The 20,537-nt window shown below is 69.6% G+C and carries 22 protein-coding genes; 12 read left to right on the top strand and 10 right to left on the bottom strand.

The window, feature by feature from the left end:
- Positions 1 to 2,049, bottom strand: a 2,049-nt coding sequence (locus tag ACFV4K_RS25295) for a ribonuclease J (RefSeq protein WP_379278201.1), incomplete at its 3' end; no start/stop codon positions are given.
- Positions 2,046 to 2,954 (bottom strand): 4-hydroxy-tetrahydrodipicolinate synthase, encoded by a 909-nt coding sequence (gene dapA, locus ACFV4K_RS25300; protein WP_379278202.1) that lies wholly within the window; start codon positions 2,952 to 2,954, stop codon positions 2,046 to 2,048. The genes ACFV4K_RS25295 and dapA, both read right to left, overlap by 4 nt.
- 146 nt (positions 2,955 to 3,100) lie before the next feature.
- On the opposite strand from dapA, the gene ACFV4K_RS25305 reads away from it, so the two are divergent.
- The gene (locus tag ACFV4K_RS25305; protein WP_357280999.1) at positions 3,101 to 3,544 is read left to right on the top strand and encodes a toxin-antitoxin system HicB family antitoxin; all 444 of its coding nucleotides are present in this window, start codon (positions 3,101 to 3,103) and stop codon (positions 3,542 to 3,544) included.
- A 5-nt stretch (positions 3,545 to 3,549) separates the two neighbouring features.
- Here the strand turns inward: ACFV4K_RS25305 and ACFV4K_RS25310 are convergent, their stop codons facing one another.
- Genes ACFV4K_RS25310 through wrbA form a run of 3 tightly spaced genes read right to left on the bottom strand, consistent with a single transcriptional unit; the run spans position 3,550 to position 6,215 of the window.
- Complete coding sequence (locus ACFV4K_RS25310) at positions 3,550 to 4,191, bottom strand: DUF3558 domain-containing protein (protein ID WP_379278204.1); 642 nt, start codon at positions 4,189 to 4,191, stop codon at positions 3,550 to 3,552.
- Positions 4,192 to 5,535, bottom strand: a complete 1,344-nt coding sequence (locus tag ACFV4K_RS25315) for an MFS transporter (RefSeq protein WP_379278205.1) — start codon at positions 5,533 to 5,535, stop codon at positions 4,192 to 4,194.
- A gap of 56 nt (positions 5,536 to 5,591) precedes the next feature.
- Positions 5,592 to 6,215 (bottom strand): NAD(P)H:quinone oxidoreductase, encoded by a 624-nt coding sequence (wrbA, locus tag ACFV4K_RS25320; RefSeq protein ID WP_379278207.1) that lies wholly within the window; start codon positions 6,213 to 6,215, stop codon positions 5,592 to 5,594.
- A 72-nt stretch (positions 6,216 to 6,287) separates the two neighbouring features.
- On the opposite strand from wrbA, the gene ACFV4K_RS25325 reads away from it, so the two are divergent.
- Positions 6,288 to 6,734 carry a MarR family winged helix-turn-helix transcriptional regulator gene (locus ACFV4K_RS25325; RefSeq protein WP_379278208.1) on the top strand — a complete coding sequence of 149 codons (447 nt, stop codon included), beginning with the start codon at positions 6,288 to 6,290 and terminating at the stop codon, positions 6,732 to 6,734.
- Here the strand turns inward: ACFV4K_RS25325 and ACFV4K_RS25330 are convergent.
- The 4 genes from ACFV4K_RS25330 to ACFV4K_RS25345 form a co-directional block, all read right to left on the bottom strand.
- Positions 6,731 to 7,774 carry a hypothetical protein gene (locus ACFV4K_RS25330; RefSeq protein ID WP_379278209.1) on the bottom strand — a complete coding sequence of 348 codons (1,044 nt, stop codon included), beginning with the start codon at positions 7,772 to 7,774 and terminating at the stop codon, positions 6,731 to 6,733. The genes ACFV4K_RS25325 and ACFV4K_RS25330 overlap by 4 nt on opposite strands.
- Positions 7,761 to 9,050 carry a sensor histidine kinase gene (locus ACFV4K_RS25335; protein ID WP_379278211.1) on the bottom strand — a complete coding sequence of 430 codons (1,290 nt, stop codon included), beginning with the start codon at positions 9,048 to 9,050 and terminating at the stop codon, positions 7,761 to 7,763. The genes ACFV4K_RS25330 and ACFV4K_RS25335 overlap by 14 nt, the downstream gene beginning before the upstream one ends.
- The gene (locus tag ACFV4K_RS25340) at positions 9,047 to 9,715 is read right to left on the bottom strand and encodes a LuxR C-terminal-related transcriptional regulator (RefSeq protein ID WP_379278213.1); all 669 of its coding nucleotides are present in this window, start codon (positions 9,713 to 9,715) and stop codon (positions 9,047 to 9,049) included. Before ACFV4K_RS25340 ends, ACFV4K_RS25335 begins: the two co-directional genes overlap by 4 nt.
- Before the next feature lie 115 nt (positions 9,716 to 9,830).
- Positions 9,831 to 10,283, bottom strand: coding sequence for a flavodoxin family protein (locus tag ACFV4K_RS25345; protein WP_379278215.1), 453 nt, complete (start codon positions 10,281 to 10,283; stop codon positions 9,831 to 9,833).
- Positions 10,284 to 10,357: 74 nt separating this feature from the next.
- Between ACFV4K_RS25345 and ACFV4K_RS25350 the strand changes: the two genes are divergently transcribed.
- The 3 genes from ACFV4K_RS25350 to ACFV4K_RS25360 are packed head-to-tail and all read left to right on the top strand — an operon-like array spanning position 10,358 to position 12,112.
- Positions 10,358 to 10,783, top strand: coding sequence for a hypothetical protein (locus ACFV4K_RS25350; protein ID WP_379278217.1), 426 nt, complete (start codon positions 10,358 to 10,360; stop codon positions 10,781 to 10,783).
- Positions 10,783 to 11,052 carry a hypothetical protein gene (locus ACFV4K_RS25355; RefSeq protein ID WP_379278218.1) on the top strand — a complete coding sequence of 90 codons (270 nt, stop codon included), beginning with the start codon at positions 10,783 to 10,785 and terminating at the stop codon, positions 11,050 to 11,052. The genes ACFV4K_RS25350 and ACFV4K_RS25355 overlap by 1 nt, the downstream gene beginning before the upstream one ends.
- 55 nt (positions 11,053 to 11,107) lie before the next feature.
- The gene (locus ACFV4K_RS25360; protein WP_379278220.1) at positions 11,108 to 12,112 is read left to right on the top strand and encodes a PHP domain-containing protein; all 1,005 of its coding nucleotides are present in this window, start codon (positions 11,108 to 11,110) and stop codon (positions 12,110 to 12,112) included.
- Positions 12,113 to 12,135: 23 nt separating this feature from the next.
- Here the strand turns inward: ACFV4K_RS25360 and ACFV4K_RS25365 are convergent, their stop codons facing one another.
- Complete coding sequence (locus ACFV4K_RS25365; RefSeq protein ID WP_379278221.1) at positions 12,136 to 13,566, bottom strand: DHA2 family efflux MFS transporter permease subunit; 1,431 nt, start codon at positions 13,564 to 13,566, stop codon at positions 12,136 to 12,138.
- A gap of 86 nt (positions 13,567 to 13,652) precedes the next feature.
- On the opposite strand from ACFV4K_RS25365, the gene ACFV4K_RS25370 reads away from it, so the two are divergent.
- The 7 genes from ACFV4K_RS25370 to puuE all read left to right on the top strand — a co-directional run bounded on the left by ACFV4K_RS25370 (position 13,653) and on the right by puuE (position 20,428).
- Entirely contained in the window at positions 13,653 to 14,102 is a 450-nt protein-coding gene (locus tag ACFV4K_RS25370) for a MarR family winged helix-turn-helix transcriptional regulator (protein WP_379278222.1), read from the top strand.
- 68 nt (positions 14,103 to 14,170) lie between these two features.
- Positions 14,171 to 14,878, top strand: a complete 708-nt coding sequence (locus tag ACFV4K_RS25375) for a GntR family transcriptional regulator (protein WP_379278224.1) — start codon at positions 14,171 to 14,173, stop codon at positions 14,876 to 14,878.
- Positions 14,879 to 14,999: 121 nt separating this feature from the next.
- Positions 15,000 to 16,523, top strand: coding sequence for an NCS1 family nucleobase:cation symporter-1 (locus ACFV4K_RS25380; RefSeq protein ID WP_379278225.1), 1,524 nt, complete (start codon positions 15,000 to 15,002; stop codon positions 16,521 to 16,523).
- Between the two features lie 5 nt (positions 16,524 to 16,528).
- Entirely contained in the window at positions 16,529 to 17,275 is a 747-nt protein-coding gene (locus ACFV4K_RS25385) for an aspartate/glutamate racemase family protein (protein WP_379278227.1), read from the top strand.
- Positions 17,272 to 18,486, top strand: coding sequence for a DUF6986 family protein (locus ACFV4K_RS25390; protein WP_379278228.1), 1,215 nt, complete (start codon positions 17,272 to 17,274; stop codon positions 18,484 to 18,486). Before ACFV4K_RS25385 ends, ACFV4K_RS25390 begins: the two co-directional genes overlap by 4 nt.
- Positions 18,483 to 19,514 (top strand): allantoicase, encoded by a 1,032-nt coding sequence (alc, locus tag ACFV4K_RS25395; RefSeq protein WP_379278230.1) that lies wholly within the window; start codon positions 18,483 to 18,485, stop codon positions 19,512 to 19,514. The genes ACFV4K_RS25390 and alc overlap by 4 nt, the downstream gene beginning before the upstream one ends.
- Positions 19,511 to 20,428, top strand: a complete 918-nt coding sequence (puuE, locus tag ACFV4K_RS25400; RefSeq protein WP_379096147.1) for an allantoinase PuuE — start codon at positions 19,511 to 19,513, stop codon at positions 20,426 to 20,428. The genes alc and puuE overlap by 4 nt, the downstream gene beginning before the upstream one ends.
- Positions 20,429 to 20,537 lie beyond the last annotated feature (109 nt).

Raw genomic sequence — 20,537 nt, forward strand, 5'->3', positions numbered from 1 at the left:
TCCTTGGGCGCTGCGGTCTTGGGCGCTGCGGTCTTGGGCGCTGCGGCCTCGGACGCGTCCCCGGGTGCGGTGGTCCCGGGTGCGGTGGGTGTCGGTGACGCCCTCGACGGCCAGGCGGTGCAATTCGCTCTCGACGAGTTCCTGGGCGCCGGAGAGGGCCTCGGGGTCGTCGGAGAAGCCGCGACCGCTGACCTCGGGGGTGCTGACGGCCTTGCCGGTGGCGGAGTCGACGGCGACATTGATGGAGATGAAGCCACCCTCACCCAGGACCAGGCGGTCCGAGAGTGTCGACTCGCCGACATCGCCGACCGAGAGGCCGTCGACGTAGACCTGGCCGACCGGGACGCGGCCGGAGATCGTGGCGATGCCGTCGACCAGGTCGACCACCACGCCGTTCTCGGCCAGGATGACCCGCTCCTCGGGGACGCCGGTCGCCACCGCGAGAGCGCCGTTGGCGCGCAGATGCCGCCACTCGCCGTGCACGGGCATGGCATTGGTCGGACGGACCGCGTTGTACAGGTACAGCAGCTCGCCCGCCGAAGCATGGCCGGAGACATGGACTTTCGCGTTCTGCTGGGTGACGACCGTCGCGCCCAGCCGGGCCAGGCCGTTCACCACCGTGAACACCGCGTTCTCGTTACCCGGGATCAGCGAGGAGGCCAGCACCACCAGATCGTCGGGGCGGATGTTGATCTGGCGGTGGTCGCCACGCGCCATACGCGACAGCGCCGACAGCGGCTCACCCTGCGAACCGGTCGAGATCAGCACCAGCTTGTGCACCGGCAGGTTGGCGGCCTGATCCAGATCCACCACCAGGTTGTCCGGGATCTCCAGGTAGCCCAAATCCTGCGCGATCTGCATATTGCGGACCATGGACCGGCCCACGAAGCAGACCCGGCGGTCATAGCGCTGCGCCACGTCCACCACCTGCTGGATGCGGTGCACGTGAGAGGCGAAGGAGGCCACGATGACCCGACCCTTGGCCTTGCCGATCACGCTGTCGAGCACCGGGCCGATCTCGCGCTCGGGCGTCACGAAGCCCGGCACCTCGGCATTGGTGGAGTCGACCAGGAACAGGTCCACGCCCTCGTCACCCAGGCGGGAGAAACCGGCCAGGTCGGTGAGGCGGCCGTCGAGCGGCAGCTGATCCAGCTTGATGTCGCCGGTGTGCAGCGCGATGCCCGCGGGGGTGCGGATCGCGACCGCGATGGCGTCCGGGATCGAGTGGTTGACCGCGAAGTACTCGCAGTCGAACGCGCCGTGCTGGGTGCGCTCGCCCTCGGTGACCTCGATCAGGTTGGGCTGCAAGCGATGTTCACGGCACTTGGCCGCCACCAGCGCGAGGGTGAACTTGGCGCCGATCACCGGGATGTCGCGGCGCAGGCGCAGCAGGAACGGCACCGCGCCGATGTGGTCCTCGTGACCGTGGGTCAGGATCACCGCGGCGATGTCGTCCATGCGGTCCTCGATGGGACCGAAGTCGGGCAGGATCAGGTCGACGCCGGGCTGCTGGTCCTCGGGGAACAACACACCGCAGTCGACGATCAGCAGCTTGCCGTCGTACTCGAAAACGGTCATGTTGCGGCCGATCTCGCCGATACCGCCGAGCGCGAACACCCGCAGGCCGCCCTTGGGGGCCTTCGGCGGGGTGCCCATGGCGTGCGGATCGCGCGGGGCCGGAGCCTGATCGCGGCCGCCCTGCCGGGAACGGCCACCGCCGCCGCGGCGGCTGCGGTCGCCACGGTTGCGGGAATCGTCCTGACGCGAACGGGATTCGTCCTGCCGGGAACGGGGGGCCTCGTCGGCCGGTCTGGACTGGGCGGCCTTGCCGCGGTCCGAGGAGCGGCCGCGGGCCGGGCGCTCGCGGGCGGGCTCGGCTTCCGCGCGAGCCGGGGCGGCCTGCGCCGGTTCCGGCTGCGCGGCAGCCGAACTCACGGTTTCGGGCGCAGCAGCGGGCTGCTCGGCGGCAGCGGGCTGCGCGGGAGCGGGCGCCGGGGCGCCGGCGGCGCGGCTGGCACTACGACGGGGGCGGCGAGCGGGGCTGGTCACGCAATCACCCCCGCGGCACGCAGGTCCACGGCGAGCTCGTCGAGCTGATCGCCGTTCGGCATGAGTTGTGGCAAGCGTGGTTCTCCGGTCTCGATTCCGAGCAGGCGCAGCGCGCCCTTCGTCATGGCGACACCGCCCAGGCGCGACATAGCGCGGTTCAGCGGGGCCATGCTGACATTGATCTCGCGGGCCCGGACGATGTCCCCGGCCTGGTAGGCGTCGATCAGGGCGCGCAGACGGTCCGGCACGAGATGACCTATGACACTGATGAATCCGGTCGCGCCGATCGAGAGCCACGGCAGGTTGAGCACGTCGTCGCCGGAGTAGAAGGCCAGCCCGGTCTCGGCGATCAGCTCCGCGCCCGCGCCCAGATCGCCCTTGGCGTCCTTGACGGCGACGATGTTCGGGTGCTCGGCGAGACGGCGAATGGTGTCGGTCGCGATGGGGACCACCGAGCGCGGCGGAATGTCGTAGAGGGTGACCGGCAGATCGGTCGCGTCCGCGACGGCGGAGAAGTGCGCGAACAGCCCGTCCTGGCTGGGACGCGAGTAGTACGGGGTGACGACCAGCAAACCGTGAGCGCCCGCACGCTGGGCGTTGCGGGCGAGCTCGATGCTGTGCGCGGTGTCGTAGGTGCCGGCGCCCGCGATGACGGTGGCGCGATCACCGACGGCGTCCACGACGGCGTGCAGCAGATCGAACTTCTCGGACTCGGTGGTGGTGGGCGACTCGCCGGTGGTTCCGGAGATCGCGAGCAGATCGACGCCGCCGTCGATCAGACGGGCGGCCAGCGCGACACCGGCATCGACGTCGAGCTTGCCTTCGGCGGTAAAGGGGGTCACCATCGCGACACCTACTGTGCCGGACGCGCGCAGCTCGGTTCGCGTCGATTCACCGTTCGTCATAGTCAGAAGGCTACAGCGTCGCTGGAACGGGTTTTGCATCGTTATACCCGAACCGTGCCCGGCAGGTTGGCGATTCGACTCGAACGCCCGCTTCTGGCGTCAGAAGTTTCCTTGAATGACGCCATCAATGACGTCACACTGGTGTCATGGATCTGAACAAGTACACCGCCCAACTCCGCGAGAACCTCATCGCCGCCGCGGCCCTCGGCGACGAGAAGACCCAGGCCACCGCCGCCGCCCTGGCCGCCGCCACCGAGAACTCCGCCCGCCTGATCCTGCTGTCCGCTCTCTCGGAGCTGGCCGCCGAGGTGAGCGCCACCCTCCCCGACCGGACCGTCCACGTCTCCGTCGACGGTACCGACGCCCACGTCGATGTGCGTAAGACCGCAGCCACCGACGAGCACCCCACCTTCGAGGAGGTCACCGGCGACATCAGCCGCGTCACCCTCCGCCTGGTCGAACAGCTCAAATCCCGCGCCGAGGAAGCCGCCGCCCAGAGCGGCGTATCCCTCAACTCCTGGCTGTCCTCCACCGTCCAGTCCGCTCTACGCGATCAGATGCGCAAGGGCGGCCGCTGGGACGAGTCCTGATCCCGTCAGGGCAACTGGCTCGCCAACGCCGTGCCGAACGTGCGCGCATCGGCGCACGAGTCGAAGCCGTCCTGCTGCACCCGCAGGGTCTTGGCGACGAAGGCGACGCTGCCGTCGCCGGTGAAGGTGGTGACATAACAGCCCAGATGATGGGTGTCCTGGGCCGCGCGGTACTCGACGGCCTGTCTGCCACCCAGCGTCACCGGGGTGAACTGCACGTATTTACCGTCGGCCTGGAGGACCGCCAGCGTGTCGTGGCTCGACACGATGATCAGCTCCACCGTTCGCGCGTTGTCCTGCCACCGGCAGCTTCGCGAGTCGGGCACGCCCAGGTTGTCGAGCTCGGTCTTGGAGGCGGCGTTCAGGCCCGCGGCCGAGATCGCGGAGTCCGACAGGCCGCACGGGTTCCAGAGGGCCGGTGAGGTCGGCTCCGGAATCGGGGTCGGAGCCTTCGAGGCGGTATCGACATCGGGGTTGACCGGGGCCGCGACACTCGGAGTCGCCGCGCTGACGGTCGCGTTCTCCGTGGTGACGGTGACGCTCGGCGACGGCCGGTCGATGACTGTCGTGTCGTTGCAGCCCTCGAGCAACAGGGTCGAGCCGACGGTTGAGATCAGTACTCCGATGACGGAGGCTCTCGAGGACATTCAGGAAACCCTTTCCGATTCAGTTGCTTTCATGAGTGCGGCGGCAATCAGCGCGATCACCACCGCGATTCCAGCTGCTACGACGAACACCCGGTCGTACGCCGCGACCGAGCCCGCGATCGTCGCGAAGACCGCCAAACCGACCGACCCGCCGACCTGATTGGCGGTGCCCGCCAGACCGCCGACGATCCCCGCATCACCGTCCGGCGCGTCCGAGGTGGCCACGGCCATCAGAGTCGGGAACGTCAGGCCGATGCCGACGGCGATGAGCAGTGTCGGGCCGAGGACGCCGAGCAGATAGCCGCTGTCGGCGCCGACCCGGGTCAGCCAGGCGAATCCGGCGAGGAGGCAAGCGCTTCCGGCCAGGATCTGCGGGCGAGCGCCGGTTCGCGGGAGCAGGGTGGCGGACACTCGCGCGAACACCAGGAACGTCACCGCGGCGGGAGTCTGCCCGAGCCCGGTCCGTAAGGCGCTGTAGCCCAGCACGTTCTGGAGGAGCAGCGAGGTGAAATACCACATGGCGATGCTGATCGCGCCGAACAACAGCAGCAAGGTGTTGCCGACGGCCACCGGCCGAACCCGGAACAATCGCAGCGGCACCAGCGGCCGGGCGGCGAACCGCGCCTCCACCGTGACGAAGACGATCAGCGACAGCACGCCCAGGCCGATCGGACCGGCGACCCGACCCGACAGCCAGCCGTGATCACCACTGCTCATGACGCCGAAGATCAGGGCGGCGAGCGCGGCGGTCCCGGTGACCGCGCCGACGAGGTCCAGTGATTCGCGGTCCGCACGGCGTCCCCCGCCCAGCGACAGCAGGGCCAGTCCGGCCAGGGCCGCACCGATCGGCACATTGATAAGGAACACCCACCGCCACGACAGCCCGGTGGTGATGGCCCCGCCCGCCAGCGCACCGGCCATTCCACCGATCCCGCCCGCCGCCGACCACGCCCCGAATGCCCGTGCCCGCGCACGGGTCTCGCTGAATTCGGTATTGATCACCGCCAGCGTCGCGGGCGCCAGCAGCGCGGCACCGACTCCCTGCGCGAACCGAGCCGCCACCAGCAGCTCCGAGGTGGTCGCGAGACCGCCGATCAGACTCGCCGCGGAGAACACCGCCAGCCCGATGATCAGCATCCGCCGCTGCCCGAACAGGTCCGCCGCACGACCGCCCAGCAGCATGAACCCGGCGAAGGCGAGCAGATAGCCGTTGACCACCCAGGCCACGCCCGTGGCACTGAATCCGAGATCCCGCTGCACCGAGGGCAGCGCGACATTCACGATGGACGAGTCCAGGATGACCATGAACTGACACGCGCAGACCAGCGCCAGGATTAGCCGCACCCACCCGGAATGCGTTCCACCCCTCGAAGTCTCGGCACTTGTGCCCGCGATGGCGTTCATTCCCGACCCACCAGGACACCGGTGTGCAGCCGAGCGGCGATCCGGGCCAATCGCACCCCCTGATAGGCGGCGGCCGCCAGCGCGGCCTCGTCCGGACCGCCGCCGTCCGGGCCGGTGACATACGAAGTGCCGTACGGATTTCCGCCCGCCGCCGAGACAGCCGGATCGGTGAATCCGGGCGGCACGATGAGCGCACCCCAGTGATAGAACACGTTGGCCAGGGACAGAATCGTCGCCTCACTACCGCCGTGCCGGTTGAACGCCGAGGTGAAGGCCGTGACCGGTTTGTCGGCCAGCGCGCCCTCGCGCCACAAGCCGCCGGTCTGGTCGATGAACTGCTTGAGCTGCGCGGCCGGTGCGCCGAACCGCGTCGGCGTCCCGAACGCGAGCGCGTCCGCCCACGCCAGATCCTCGAGTGAGGCCTCCGGAACCGATCGCGCCGCGTCGGCGTGCTTGCGCCACAGCGGGTTCTGATCGATCGCGCTGTCGGGGGCGAGTTCGGCGACGCGGCGCAGTCGCACCTCGGCGCCACTCGCCGCGGCTCCCGCGGCGACGGCCTTCGCGAGGGCGTGCACGGTTCCTGTCGCGCTGTAGTAGATGACAGCGACCTTCACGAGCATGGCGACTCCAGGATTGCTAGGATTAGTTATTCGCATAATGTTATGCGGATAACTATCCCGTCAAGGAGACCCGTGGACTTCGAGCAAGCCGATGCCATCAACCAGGCCATTCGCCTGCTGACCCTGCGCCACCGGGCAAGGGCCGCAACACTGTTGGCTCCACTCGGGCTGCATACCGGGCAGGAGGCGTTGCTGCTGGAGCTCGCTCGGAGTGGGCCGATGATTCAGGCGCAGTTGAGTGGGGCACTCGGGTGTGAGCCGCCGAGTGTCACGTTGATGACGAAGAAGCTCGAAGCGTCCGGCCATATTCGGCGAGCGCCGGCGCCGAATGACAAGCGGGCCAGTGTCGTCGAACTCACCGAGAGTGGGCGGCAGCTGGCGGAGGAGGTGAAGCGGGTGTGGCGGGATCTGGCCGAGGAGACGGTGGCCGGGTTGTCGGAGCGGACCGTGGCGGAGCTGCCGGGGCTGCTGGCGACCTTGACCGGGAATGTCGACAGTCGGCGGCGCGGGACGGACTAGTCGGTCATGGTGGTGACCCGGCCGTCCTGGTCGATTTCGGTGCGGCGGTCCTGGGTTGGCGCGGTGGCGAGGACGGTGGCCAGGACCGGGCGGCCCAGGGGGAGGACTCGGATGGTTACTCGGCCAGCGTTGGTCGCGTCCAATTCCTTGGTGGCGGCGTCGATCACACGGCGGCGGACCCATTCGGGGACTCCGGCGAAACCGCCGTCGTCGAGGAGGATCACTTCGACGCCGCGGCCGCGGGCGCCGCGGGCGGCGCCGCTGAGTTCGTCGGTGACCAGTTGGGGGGCGCGGAGACCGTCGCGGAGTTCGGCTTCGAGCAGGCGGCATTCCTCGCGTTCGGCGGCGGTGAGTTGGGCGCCGTCGGCGATGCGCTCGAGGATCGGGCGGGCCACGCGGTCCAGGCGGGCCAGTTGGCGGGTGCGTTCGCTGTCGGCGGCGGCCATGGTGGCCTCGGCGGTGGCGCGCATGAGGGCGTCCTCGCGCAGGATGCGCAGGGAGCGCTGCATCGGGCGCATGACGGCGGTGAAGACCGAGATCGCGGTGATGGTGCCGACCGGGACCATGGAACCGATCAGGGTGCCGGGATCCAGGTGCGAACTGCCCAAGCCGAGGGTGACCAGGACCGCGGCCACGGCGATGACGCCCGCCCACGCGGTGCGAATCCGGCCGCGCAGCACCAGGACTCCGAGTACGTAGGACGAGGCGAACGCCGACCACACCGACTCGTGCGGCAGATCCCGCACCGGGGTCATGACGGTCAGCGCGGTCGCGATCGGCGGCGCGGCGGCCCCGTACAGGGCGACCGGAATCGGCAGCGGGTCGACCGGGATCGCGGTGACCAGCGCGCCCGCACTGAGCATCAGGACCAGCGCGGCCAGCGCCGCCCACAGCGGGGCCTGCCCGAAATTGCGGGCCATGTACAGCGCGATGACGGCTTCCAGGATGAGCAGGAACCACCACGCGGTGCTACCCCGCAGGCCGAGCAGGTCGCGCAGCCCGAAACGGGGATCCAGGTCGATGCCGTCAGCGGGAGCCATCGCCACCCCACACCAATGTCACGGTGGTGCCCTCGCCGGGCGAGGATTCCACGAACGCCGAGCCGCCCGCCAGCTGGCGCATGCGGCCCAGGATGCTCATGGAGATGCCGAGCCGATCGGCGGAGACCGCGGCCAGGTCGAATCCGGCCCCATTGTCGCTGAACACGATTCGGATGCTGCCCGCGCTGACGGTGGCTGTCACCGCGCGCCGCACCTCGCGGCCCGGGACGGCCGCGTGGCGGAGGCTGTTCTTGACGGCCTCGGTGAGCGCCGCGGCGATGGTGCTGGCCGAATGCACCGGCATGCGCAGGTCGTCGAAGCCGGACCAGGTGCGGGTGGCGAAACGGATGCTCGGATTGATCTCCTGCACCGCGGCGCGCAGGAACAGCAGCGCCGAGCGGGCATCAAGGAGGTCCGGATCGCGTTCCGCGCCACGGTATTCGTCGAGCTGTTCGAGGGTGCGTTCGGCCTGCCGCCGCACCACAGCGGATTCGGCGCCGGCCCGCGAGGCCTCCAGCAGCGTCGAGAGCACGGCGTCGTGGATGAGCGCGGCGAAGCGCGAGCGTTCCCGGTCGCGCGCCTGCGCGGCGGCCTGGGCGGCGGCGCGGCGGCTGGCGATGGCGGATTCGCGGTCGACGCGGGCGGCGGCCCCGACGGCGGCGGTGCCGCACCACAGGAACAGGGCGGCCAATCCGGCTGAGCGCAGGAAGTTCTCGATGATGTGCTGCGGCGTCACCTCGCCGACCGTGTACACGGTGGCCAGCGCTGCCGACGCGGACGCGGCCAGCAGATAGATCAGCGTGGTCCGGCCCGACCAGGCCAGCACGCCCGCGCTCACCGCGAGCGCGGTCACCCGGTACGGCCAGATATTGGTGGCATCGACGGTGTGCGGGTCGAAACCGAGCGGGATGGCGGCGAGCGCGCCGAGGAAACTGACCGCGGCGCAACCACACACGAACTTGATGGCCTTGGTCCCCGCCACCGCGGACACCACGCCGATGATCGGATACCAGCCGAAGACGAGCGCCATCGTCGCCACCGACCACCACACCGAGGCGTAGCGGCCCTGTTCGGCGACCTCCGGCAGTTCGCCGCCGCCGATGATGGCGCCGGCGATGCCGATGGAGATGCCGAGCCGCCGCATGATGCGGTCGTAGGCGGCGGTGGCCGGATCCTCGGTCGCCTTCAGGCGGGCACGCACCCGCCGGGCGAGCGCCGCGAGCGAGGGCATGGACCGGGGAGCGGCCGTCGAGTCGAGGGCGCTCGTGGCGGTCATGCCCGCGGACTCCGCTCCGGCACGGGCAGCCACCCGTCCTCGACGGCCCGCTTGTAGAGGTCGGTCTTGGTCGGGGCCGGACGTCCGGCGTCGGCGTACTTCTGCCGGATGCGGCCCAGATAGTCGTTGACGGTCTGCTCGGACAGCCCGGCCATGCGGGCCACCCGCGACGCCTTCTCCCCCGAGGCGTACAGCTGCAGCACCTGCTGCTGACGCGGGCTCAACCCGACGTCCTGCAATTGCGGGTCGCCGTCGATGGCGGCGGCCCAGTCGGTGGTGACCACCTGCTCACCGTGGGCGGCCCGGCGCACCGCGGCGACCACGGTCGCCGCGTCCTCGGACTTGCGCACCACACCCAGCACGCCCGCCCGCGCGGCCGATCGCACCAGGAACGGATTGTCCGCCCCGGTGAACACCAGTACCTCGATCCCGCGGTCGCGCAGCGCGCGCACATTGTCATCGGGCGAGGAGCCGTCGGCGAGCCGCAGATCCAGCACCACCAGATCCAGTTCCGGCCCGGCGGCCAGCAGTTCCGCGACGGTTCCCGCGGTGATCACCAATTCCAGATCGGTTTCCGGGGCCAGCATGGCCGACAACCCCAGCACCACCGATTCATGATCCTCGACCAGCCCGATACGGCGTGTCCCCGACTCTTGCGCCTCCACGGCGGCCGTCACCTCTTCCCACACTCCCAGTGGGCGTTCCCGGAGAACGCCCCCTCGAGTATGACCGCACCGCCCCCGAATGTGTCAGACACCAGAATTCGGGGGCACCCCGGACTCACTCCATCAATCGGGCCGCGACGGTCGCGCCCAGCTCCCAGCAGCGCTCGATATCAGCCTTCTCCGGCTTGCCCGAAATGATCACCGGCGCGGCCGCTTTCTCCCACCCCAGCCCGGTGGTCGCGCTCTCGACACTGCGTTCCGCGCCCTCGGTGCCCTGATTGCCGTGGATGTAGAGCCCGTAGGGCCGGCCCTTCGTCGAATCCAGACACGGGTAGTAGAAGGTGTCGAAGGCGTGCTTGAGCGCTCCGCTCATGTAACCGAGATTGGCCGGGGTGCCGAGCAGATAGCCGTCGGCGGCGAGCACATCGCTGGCGGTGACGCCCAGGGCCGGGCGGCGGATCACCTCGACGCCCTCGATCTCCGGATCGGTCGCGCCCGCCAGCACCGCCTCGAACATCTCCTGCATGAACGGCGACGGGGTGTGGTGGACGATCAGCAGCGTGGGCACGGTCCGAGCCTACGATCCCTGGCCGCGATAGGGGTCGACCACGACGTGGACCAGGCGCCGGCGGTGGCGACGGCGTGGTTGGCGTCGCCCTCGGCGAGGCCGAGCAGCGGGTCGAGGCCCTGGACGTGCGGGGCCAGGGCCAGTTGCGGCACAGCAGGAGGAGGGCGAGCAGGGCCTGGGTGTCGGTGCCCGGGCGCAGGGCTCCGGTGGCGAGCTCGGTCGTCGCCGCCGAGGCCAGCGAACCGGTCATCGCCGAGGCCGCCCGCGCCGCCACCCAGCAGCACGTCGCCGAGCTGTGGCAGCGCATGCGCGCCGACGGACTGCTGCATCCCGAGGCCGATGTCGACTGGATCATCGGAATCGTCGGCCCGCTCGCCCAGGCCGACACCTATAACCTCATGGTCAGCACCCTCGGCCTGGATCCGGACGGTTATGAGCAGTGGCTCCACGGCACCTGGATGCGCCTGGCCACGACACCCTCGACGCTTGCGGAGTCCTGATGAAGATCGCCCACACCATCGGGATCGCGGTGGGGCTGGCCCTGTTGCTCGCCGGGGTGATCCGGCTGTTCCTGCCCGTGGAATGCGACGGTCGCACGATGGAGCGCGGCCAGGTGTGCCACGACACCAACAAGGGCCGCGCGGTGGTGCGGACATTCGATGAGCAACGCTCCCTGCGCGATTCGACCACGGGATTCCTGATCGTCGGCGGCGTGATCGTGGCGGGCGGATCGGCGGTCCTGCTGCGGCGGACGCTGCGGGCGGTGTGAGCGCGGGCGCGCCGAGTACACACCGGGCGGTCGCGCGGCGGGCACACTGATAGGCATGGATCCTGTCGTCGCGCTCCGCATGATCGCGTTCTTCAAGGACCGGGCCCGCGAGGATTCGCGGCGGGTGATGGCCTACCGCAATGCCGCCGACATCGTCGAGGCCCTCGACGACGAGCAGCGGGAGCGGCTGGGCCGCACCGGGGACTGGCAGTCGCTGGCCGGGGTCGGGCCGAAGACTGCGGCGGTGATCGCGCAGGCCTGGGCCGGTCGCGAGCCGGACACCCTGGTCCAATTGCGCACCGCGGCCAAGGATCTCGGCGACGGCGAGCTGCGGGCCGCGCTCAAGGGCGACCTGCACGTGCACTCGAACTGGTCCGACGGGTCGGCGTCGATTGTGGAGATGATGGCCACCGCGCGGGCCCTGGGCCACGAATACTGCGCGCTGACCGATCATTCCCCGCGGCTGACGGTCGCCAACGGCCTCTCCCCGGACCGCTTGCGGCAGCAGCTCGACGTGATCGACGAACTGCGGGACCGCTTCTCCCCCATGGTCATCCTGACCGGCATCGAAGTCGACATCCTCGACGACGGCAGCCTCGATCAGGATCCCGACCTGCTCGATCGCCTCGACATCGTGGTCGCCAGCGTCCATTCCAAGCTGAAGATGGACGCCGCCGCCATGACCCGCCGCATGGTGCGCGCGGTGTCCGGCGGCCGCGCCACCGTGCTCGGCCACTGCACCGGCCGCCTGGTCGAAGGCAATCGCGGCACCCGGCCGGAGTCGAGTTTCGATGCCGCACAGGTCTTCTCGGCCTGCCGCGATCACGGGGTCGCGGTCGAGATCAACTCCCGCCCCGAACGCCGCGACCCGCCGACGCGGCTGCTGAAACAGGCCCTCGAATTGGGCTGCCACTTCGCCATCGACACCGACGCCCACGCCCCCGGCCAGCTCGACTTCCTCGGCTACGGCGCGCAACGCGCCCTCGACAACGGCGTGCCCGCCGACCGGATCATCAACACCTGGCCGGTGGACAAACTCCTCGCCTGGGCGTCGTCCTGACCGCGCTCAGTTGACGGTCGTGTCTAGGCGGTGACCCGCTGCTGACGGCGCAGGACCGTCGAGGCGACCGCCGCCACCACCGAGAGGGCGGCGAGCCCGGCGAAGGCGAGGTGGTAGCCGGACACCGGCGCCCATCCGGAAGCCGTTGCGCGGGAGAGGATCACGGCCACCAGGGCGACGCCGACCGCGCCGCCGACCCGCTGCATGATGTTCACCAGCGCCGTGGCGTCGGGCAGCTGCTCGCGCCGGACCGCGGCGTAGGCCGCCGACACCAGCGGCATCGCGCCCACCGCGGTCGCCAATCCCGCCGCGAACAGCAGTGATTGGACGAGGAATCCGTTGGCATCGACCGGCAGGAAGGCCAGCGGCAGCACGGTGGCGGCCACGGCGAGGTTACCGAGCACGGCGACGCTGCCGCCGCCGAAGCGGTCGGTCAGCCGGCCGCCCAGGGGCAGCATGATGACCCCGCCCAGCCCGAAGCCGAGCAGGCTCACACCGGTGCGGACCAGACCGGTGCCGTGCAGTTCCTGGAAGTACAACGGCAGCAACACCATCACGCCGAACATCGCTCCGCCGGCGAAGAACCCGGCGGTGGTGGCCGCGCTGAAGCCGCGGTTGCCGAACAGCCGGATGTCCAGCAGCGGCAGCGTGTTCCGCAGCGCGCGCACCAGGAATCCGGCCAGCCCGGCCAGGCCGAGCAGTACCGGCAGCCACACCGACAGCGAGGTCACCGACCCCGTCACGCCGACCTCGGACAGTCCGTAGACCACCGCCGACACGCCGCCGCCCGCGAGCACCAGCCCGAGCACGTCCAGCGGCTGCGTGGCCGTCGGGCTGCTGCCCGGCAGGTAGCGCAGGCCCAGCGCCAGGCCGGCCAGGCCGAACGGAATATTGATGAGGAACAACCACTCCCAGGTCCAGTGCGCCAGCATGAGCCCGCCGATGGTCGGCCCGATGGCGGGTGCGCCCACGACGGCGATGCCGACCACGCCCATGACCCGGCCCATGCGCTGCGGCCCGGCGGCCTGACCCAGGATGGTCTGCCCGGCGGGGATCATCAGCCCGGCGGCGAGGCCCTGCAGGATGCGCAGCCCGATCAGCCAGCCCGCGTCGGGCGCGAAGGCGCACGCGGTCGAGGTGAGGGTGAAGGCGATCAATGCCCAGAGCCAGAGCCGGGTGACGCCGACGCGCCGGGCGAGCCAGCCGCAGACGGTGAGTGAAACCCCCAGGGCCAGCAGGTATCCGCTGGCGACCCATTGGATCGTGGCCAGCGACGCGCCGAGGTCCGCGCCGATGGTGCGCAGCCCGATATTGACCAGCGAGGTGTCGAGCATCCCCATGACCGCGCCGAACACCACCACGCCGGCGGTGCGCCAGACGTACGCGGGGATCGTGTCGGGGTCGGCGGGGGTGGCGGCGATGGATGTCCTGGTGTCCGAACGCGTTTGCGTCATCGGACCCCTCCTTCAATTGTTGATGAGCAACTCAATTGCAGACAGTATCAATCATTGAGCGCCTCAACAATAGATAGAATCAGCGGGTGACCGACGAACCCTCCGCCACCCCCGGCGACATCCACCCCGCCGGACTGCTGCGCCACCCGACCTACGCCCTGGGCAAGCTGCACAAGGCGATGCACGCCGAACTCGGGACGCCGCTGCGCGAGCACTGGGTGCTCACCTATCTCGCCGAGCGCGCCGAACCGTCCCAGCAGGAGATGGCCAATGTGCTCGAGATCGACCGCAGCGAGGTGGTGCGGCTGATCGACAGCCTCGAGAAGGCCGGACTGGTCACCCGCAATCGCGATCCCGAGGACCGTCGGAAATACCGTTTGGCTATCACCGCCGCCGGGAATCGGGTGCGCGTCGAGACCGACGCGCGGATCGCCGCGGCGACCGATGTGCTGCTCGCCCGCCTGTCCCCGGCGGAACGGGAAACGCTGCACCGGCTTTCGCTCAAGGCACTGGGCTACGACGCCGACGAGATCTGACCCACACCGGCGAGCTTGCGGTGACGGTCTAGGGTTGGGGCGTGCCTTCTCGCCCCCGCCTACCTCGTTTGCCCCAGCTCAACCCGCCGCTGGACATCCGTCGCGGCTACTCCCAGCAGGAGATCCTCGGCGAGATGCGTCGCCTGATCCTGGAGGGCAACCTGCCTCCGGGCACCGGCCTGCCGCTGGGCGAGCTGGCCCGCTCCTTCGAGGTGAGCGCGATTCCGGTGCGCGAGTCGCTGCAGACGCTGATCGGCGAGGGCCTGGTCGAGCATCGGCCCAACTTCGGGTACCAGGTGACCCTGCTGACCACCGACGAGTTGCGCGAGCTGTACGTGGTGCGCGAGCGCCTGGAGTCGGCGGCGCTGGCCGCGGCGGTGCACAACGCGACCGAGGCCGACCACCAGCTGGCCCGCGAGATCCACGCGCGGCTCGAGCAGGCGGTGCTCACCGAGAACGCGGTGGCCTATCACCGCGAGACCCGCAATTTCCATCTGGCCCTGGTGCGTCCCTCGGGCATGCCGCGGGTGGTGCACATGCTGGAATACGCCTGGAACATCACCGAGCCCGTGCAGCCCATGGTGCACGTGACGACCATGGACCGCGTGGTGCTGCACGCCGATCACTCCAAGCAGTTGCAGGCCTTCCTGGCACGAGATGCTGAAGCATTGCTGGCGGCGACCGAGGGGCATCATGCACGATTGAACGGTGTGCTCGCGCATCTCCCGAAGGACACCGGACTTTTCGCCGAACCAGCAGGTGAAGAAGATATATAGGCCCTGAACCAGGGGTTACGGAACATATATTGTTCAGGCAATAATCGGGCAATGCCTGTTGGATAGCCTTCGCACACTCGTCTCAATCAACGGGACACCACGACACGATGGGATGTGCGAAATGCCCGATACCGTTGCGCCGGCGGCCGGGAGTTCGCTCGCCCCGATACCGCTGACGCCGGAGTACGACCCCCGTCTGGTCAACGAGGACCTGGCACCGCTGAAGAAGCAGACCTGGGGCACGTACAACATCTTCGCGTTCTGGATGTCGGACGTGCACAGCGTCGGCGGGTACGTCACCGCGGGCTCGCTGTTCGCGCTCGGGCTGCACAGCTGGCAGGTCCTCGTCGCCCTGGTCGTCGGCATCACCATCGTGTACGGGCTCTGCAACCTCGTCGCCAAGCCCAGCCAGGCCACCGGCGTCCCGTATCCGGTCATCTGTCGCAGCGCCTTCGGCGTGCTCGGCGCGAACGTGCCTGCCATCATCCGCGGCCTGATCGCCGTGGCCTGGTACGGCATTCAGACCTTCCTGGCCTCGGCGGCCCTGGATGTGGTGCTGATCAAGCTCTTTCCGAGTCTGGCTCCCTACGCGGTCGAGGCCGACCACGGCTTCCTGGGCCTGTCCGCGCTGGGCTGGGCCTCCTACCTGATCCTGTGGGTGCTGCAGGCCGCGGTGTTCTGGCGCGGCATGGAATCCATCCGCAAGTTCATCGACTTCTGCGGTCCCGCGGTCTACGTGGTCATGTTCGTGCTGTGCGGCTACCTGATCTACAAGGCGGGCTGGCACGGCATCGACCTGAACATGGGCAAGGCGGCCACTCACACCGGCTGGTCGGCGGTGCCGGTCATGTTGGGCGCGATCGCGCTGGTGGTGTCGTACTTCTCGGGCCCGATGCTGAACTTCGGTGACTTCTCCCGCTACGGACGCAGTTTCGCGGCGGTGAAGAAGGGCAACTTCCTGGGCCTGCCGGTCAACTTCCTGGTGTTCTCGCTGCTGGTCGTGGTGACCGCCTCGCTGACCATTCCGGTGTACGGCGAGCTCATCACCGATCCGGTCGCCACGGTGGCGCGCATCGACAACACCTTCGCGATCGTGCTGGGCGCGCTGACCTTCGCCGTCGCGACCATCGGCATCAATATCGTCGCGAACTTCATCTCCCCCGCCTTCGACTTCTCGAACGTGAACCCGCAGAAGATCAGCTGGCGCACCGGCGGCATGATCGCCGCGGTCGGGTCGGTGCTGATCACCCCCTGGAACCTGTACAACAACCCCGACGTCATCCACTACACCCTCGAGGTGCTGGGCGCGTTCATCGGACCGCTGTTCGGCGTGCTCATCGCCGACTACTACCTGGTGCGCCGCCAGCGGGTGTTCGTCGACGAGCTGTTCACCATGTCCGAACAGGGCACCTACTGGTACCGCAAGGGCTACAACCCGGCCGCCATCGCGGCCACCGCGCTCGGCGCGACCGCCGCGGTGATCCCGGTGCTGACCGCCGGCGACGTGCCCGGCATGTACACCGCCGCCCAATACAGCTGGTTCATCGGCTGCGCCCTGGCCCTGGTCGCCTACCGCGTGCTGGCGTTGCGCGGACCTTTGAAGATCGACGCCTCCCGCCACGTCCCGTCCTTCGAGAACCGGTGAGATCCATGCGCATTCGAGTCATCAATCCCAACACCACCGCGGCCATGACCAGCCTGATCGAGGCCAGCGCCAAGCTGGTGGCCGCGCCCGGCACCATCGTCGAGGGCGTGAACCCGACCATGGGCCCGGCCTCCATCGAGAGCCACTACGACGAGGCGCTGGCCGTACCGGGCCTGCTGGCCGAGATCGCGCGCGGCGAGGCCGAGGGCGTGGACGGCTACATCATCGCCTGCTTCGGCGATCCGGGCCTGGACGCCGCCCGCGAGCTCGCGCGCGGCCCGGTGATCGGCATCGCCGAGGCCGCCATGCAGTACGCCAGCCATCTCGGGCGCAAGTTCAGCGTGGTCACCACGCTGGGCCGCACCGCGGGCCGGGCCTGGGATCTGGCCGAGCGCTATGGGATGGAACGGTTCTGCGCGAACGTGCACGCCTGTGAGATCCCGGTGCTCGAACTCGAGGACCCCAAGGCGCGCAAGGTCATCGCCGACGCCTGCCGCGACGCCGTGGCCGCCGACGACTCCGACGCGGTCGTGCTCGGCTGCGCGGGCATGGCGGACCTGTGCGAGTACCTGACCGACGAGGTCGGCGTGCCCGTCATCGACGGCGTCGCCGCCGCCACCCTGACCGTGCAGTCGCTGGTCACCATGAAGCTGCGTAAGTCCGGCCGCGGGGAATTCGCGGCCCCACTGCCGAAGCGGTATGTGGGATTGCTCGCCGATTTCGGCATCGAGGAGAAGGAGGCCCGTGCGTGAGGGTGCCACCGGAGACATTGAACGGGATCGAATCCCGTTTGCGGGACGTGGATTCGGAGCTGCTGCGGCGCTATCCGGGTGATCGCCCCGGACAGCCGGTGCACACCGCGTACGCCTCCGGCGCGGACGCCTCGATCGATCTGCCCGCCCAGTGGGGCGCTGCCGCCATCGAACTCGCCGAGGCCCAGCGCGACCTGCTGGTCGAGCTGGCCGGCGCCGACGTCACCGAGCGGGTCTTCACGGTTCTTCGCGAGCGGCCCATCCAGGACCTGCGTTTCGATTTCGAGGACGGCTACGGCACCCGCGGCGACGACGTCGAGGACCGCGACGCCTTGCACGCCGGCGCGGTGCTGAAAGCCCTTGCCCCCGAGGTCGCCTCGCGTGGCATCCGCATGAAGGGCCTGACCTCCCTGGAGTGGGCGCGCGCCGTGCGCACCCTGGAGAAGGTCCTCGAGGGCGCGGGCGGGGTGCCCGAGGGCTTCGTGTTCACCGTCCCCAAGATCCGCCACGTGGAGCAGGCCGACATCACCGTGGACCTGTGCGAGGCCGTCGAATCCGCGCACGGCCTGGCCGCCGGATCGCTGAAGTTCGAGCTGCAGATCGAGAGCCCGCAGGCCATCATCGCCGCCGACGGCACCTCCCCGGTCGTCCAGTTGATCCAGCGCTCGGCCGGACGCTGCACCGGATTGCACTACGGCACTTACGATTACAGCGCCGCCTGCGGAATCGCACCCAAGTTCCAATCACTGGAGCACCCGGTCGCCGACCACGCCAAGGCGGTCATGCAGGCCGCCGCGGCCACCACCGGCGTGTGGGTGTGCGACGGCTCCACCCAGGTACTGCCCATCGGCACCGACGCCGAGGTGCGCGCGGCCGTGTCGCGGCACTTCCGCCTGGTCGGACGGTCCCTCGAGCGCGGCTACTACCAGGGCTGGGACATGGGCGCGGGCCACCTGGTCACCCGCTGGCTGGCCACCTTCGCGTTCTTCCGCGAGGGCCTGGGCATCGCCGCCCCGCGCATCGGCCGCTACCTGGACCGCCAGGGCGGCGCGGTGATGGACGAACCGGCCACCGCGCAGGCACTGGCGACAGTGGTGCTGCGCGGACTGGAGTGCGGCGCTTTCGATCCCGCCGACGTGATCGCGATCGCCCCGAAAGCCTCTGTCGAGGTTTTGCATCAATTGCGAGAAAGGAAGATCCCGGCGCTATGAGCGACGCTGATTTCACGCTGCTTCCCGACCTGGCCGTGCGCACCCTGGGCGGTGCCGTGCTGTGGGCCGACGACGAGTCCTTCGCCGAGCGAGAGAACCTGATCCGGCCCGAGGCGGCCACCTACTCTCCCGCCACCTTCGGCCACAAGGGCCAGGTCTACGACGGCTGGGAGACGCTGCGCCAGCGCGGCGCGGACGGCGGCCACCCGCCGATCGACGCCTGCCACACCGCGATCATCCGCCTGGGCGTGCCCGGCGTGATCAAGGGCGTCGTGGTGGACACCGCGTGGTTCAAGGGCAACTACCCGCCCGAGGTGTCGGTGGAAGCCATCGCGGTGCCGGGCCATCCGTCGGTCGACGAGCTGGTCGCCGCGCAGGGCTGGACCACCCTGGTGGACCGCGCCAAGGTCGACGGCGACTCGGAGAACCCGTTCGCCGTGGATTCCGCGCAGCGCTTCACCCATGTGCGTCTGCGCATGTACCCCGACGGCGGCATCGCCCGCCTGCGCGTGCACGGCGTCGCCGAGCCGGATCCGGCCTGGCTCGAGGCGGGCCCGTTCGACCTGGCCGCGATCGAGAACGGCGGCCTGGTCGCCGACTGCTCGAACCGCTTCTACTCGCACCCGCAGAACGTGCTCATGCCCGGCTGTGCCCGCAGCATGGGCGACGGCTGGGAGACCGCGCGCCGCCGCGACAAGAACACCAACGACTGGATGCTGGTGCGGCTCGCCGAGGAAGGCGTCATCACCGCCGCCGAGATCGACACCTCGTACTTCCTGTTCAACAGCCCGGGCGCGGGCTCGCTGACCGGCATTCGCGCCGACGGCACCGAGGTCGAACTGCTGCCGCGCACCCGCCTGCAGCCCGACACCCGCCACCGCTTCCTGATCGACGCCGCCGACCCGGTGGTGTCGGTCCGCCTGGACGCCTACCCCGACGGCGGCCTGGCCCGGCTGCGGCTCTACGGCACGCTCACCGACGAAGCCCGCGCACGATTGCGTGCCGGGCTGGACAATGAACGCGCATGAGCGATTTCGACCTGAACTACCCGCGGGACATGGTCGGCTACGGCCCCCACCCGCCGCATCCGCAGTGGCCGGGCGATGCGAACATCGCGGTCAACTTCGTCCTCAACTACGAGGAGGGCGGCGAGAACAATGTGCTCGACGGCGACGAGGGCTCGGAGACGTTCCTGTCGGATATCGTTCCGGCGGCGTCGTTCCCGGACCGGCACATGTCGATGGAGACGATCTACGAGTACGGCTCGCGGGCCGGGCTGTGGCGGGTGCTGCGGCTGTTCGAGAGCCGCGGCGTGCCGTTGACCATCTTCGGGGTGGCGCGGGCGCTGGAACGCAATCCGGAGGCGGTCGCGGCGTTCAAGCGGCTCGGCTACGACATCTGCTCGCACGGCCTGCGCTGGCTCTCCTACCAGAGCGTGGACGTCGAGACCGAGCGCGCGCACCTGGAAGAGGCGGTGCGGATCATCACCAAGCTCTTCGGTGAGGCGCCCAAGGGCTGGTACACCGGGCGCGACTCGCCGCGGACCCGCGAACTGGTGGTGGAGCACGGCGGATTCGTCTACGACTCCGACTCCTACGCCGACGACCTGCCCTACTGGGTGAAGGTCGGCGACCGGGACCACCTGGTGCTGCCGTACACCCTCGAAACCAACGACATGCGGTTCTCCTCCCCCGCCGGATTCGCCAACGGCGAGGAGTTCTTCACCTACCTGAAGGACGCCTTCGACGTGCTCTACGCCGAGGGCGAGGCGGGCGCGCCGAAGATGCTCTCGATCGGCCTGCACTGCCGCATCGCGGGCAAGCCCGCGCGAGCGAAGGCGTTGGAGCGCTTCGTGGATTACGTGCGGTCGCACGACAAGGTGTGGCTGGCCCGGCGCATCGATATCGCCGAGCACTGGCAGCGGGTGCACCCCGCCTCCTGAGCGAGACAGGAATGCGGCCCGGAACCATCAGGTTCCCGCACCACGGACCGGACCAGCCGACCCGGACCACGCCCTCGGTCCGCACCCCGCGGCCGGTCGCGACGGCCCG

This window comes from Nocardia sp. NPDC059764 (assembly GCF_042732555.1).
Classification (GTDB): domain Bacteria; phylum Actinomycetota; class Actinomycetes; order Mycobacteriales; family Mycobacteriaceae; genus Nocardia.

What these genes read in the sequence shown, in the direction of transcription:
- dapA (WP_379278202.1), bottom strand. Translation starts at nt 2,954, where the DNA reads ATGACGAACGGTGAATCGACGCGAACCGAGCTGCGCGCGTCCGGCACA.
- ACFV4K_RS25305 (WP_357280999.1), top strand. Translation starts at nt 3,101, where the DNA reads ATGGATCTGAACAAGTACACCGCCCAACTCCGCGAGAACCTCATCGCC.
- ACFV4K_RS25310 (WP_379278204.1), bottom strand. Translation starts at nt 4,191, where the DNA reads ATGTCCTCGAGAGCCTCCGTCATCGGAGTACTGATCTCAACCGTCGGC.
- wrbA (WP_379278207.1), bottom strand. Translation starts at nt 6,215, where the DNA reads ATGCTCGTGAAGGTCGCTGTCATCTACTACAGCGCGACAGGAACCGTG.
- ACFV4K_RS25330 (WP_379278209.1), bottom strand. Translation starts at nt 7,774, where the DNA reads ATGGCTCCCGCTGACGGCATCGACCTGGATCCCCGTTTCGGGCTGCGC.
- ACFV4K_RS25335 (WP_379278211.1), bottom strand. Translation starts at nt 9,050, where the DNA reads ATGACCGCCACGAGCGCCCTCGACTCGACGGCCGCTCCCCGGTCCATG.
- ACFV4K_RS25355 (WP_379278218.1), top strand. Translation starts at nt 10,783, where the DNA reads ATGAAGATCGCCCACACCATCGGGATCGCGGTGGGGCTGGCCCTGTTG.
- ACFV4K_RS25360 (WP_379278220.1), top strand. Translation starts at nt 11,108, where the DNA reads ATGGATCCTGTCGTCGCGCTCCGCATGATCGCGTTCTTCAAGGACCGG.
- ACFV4K_RS25365 (WP_379278221.1), bottom strand. Translation starts at nt 13,566, where the DNA reads ATGACGCAAACGCGTTCGGACACCAGGACATCCATCGCCGCCACCCCC.
- ACFV4K_RS25380 (WP_379278225.1), top strand. Translation starts at nt 15,000, where the DNA reads ATGCCCGATACCGTTGCGCCGGCGGCCGGGAGTTCGCTCGCCCCGATA.
- ACFV4K_RS25385 (WP_379278227.1), top strand. Translation starts at nt 16,529, where the DNA reads ATGCGCATTCGAGTCATCAATCCCAACACCACCGCGGCCATGACCAGC.
- alc (WP_379278230.1), top strand. Translation starts at nt 18,483, where the DNA reads ATGAGCGACGCTGATTTCACGCTGCTTCCCGACCTGGCCGTGCGCACC.
- puuE (WP_379096147.1), top strand. Translation starts at nt 19,511, where the DNA reads ATGAGCGATTTCGACCTGAACTACCCGCGGGACATGGTCGGCTACGGC.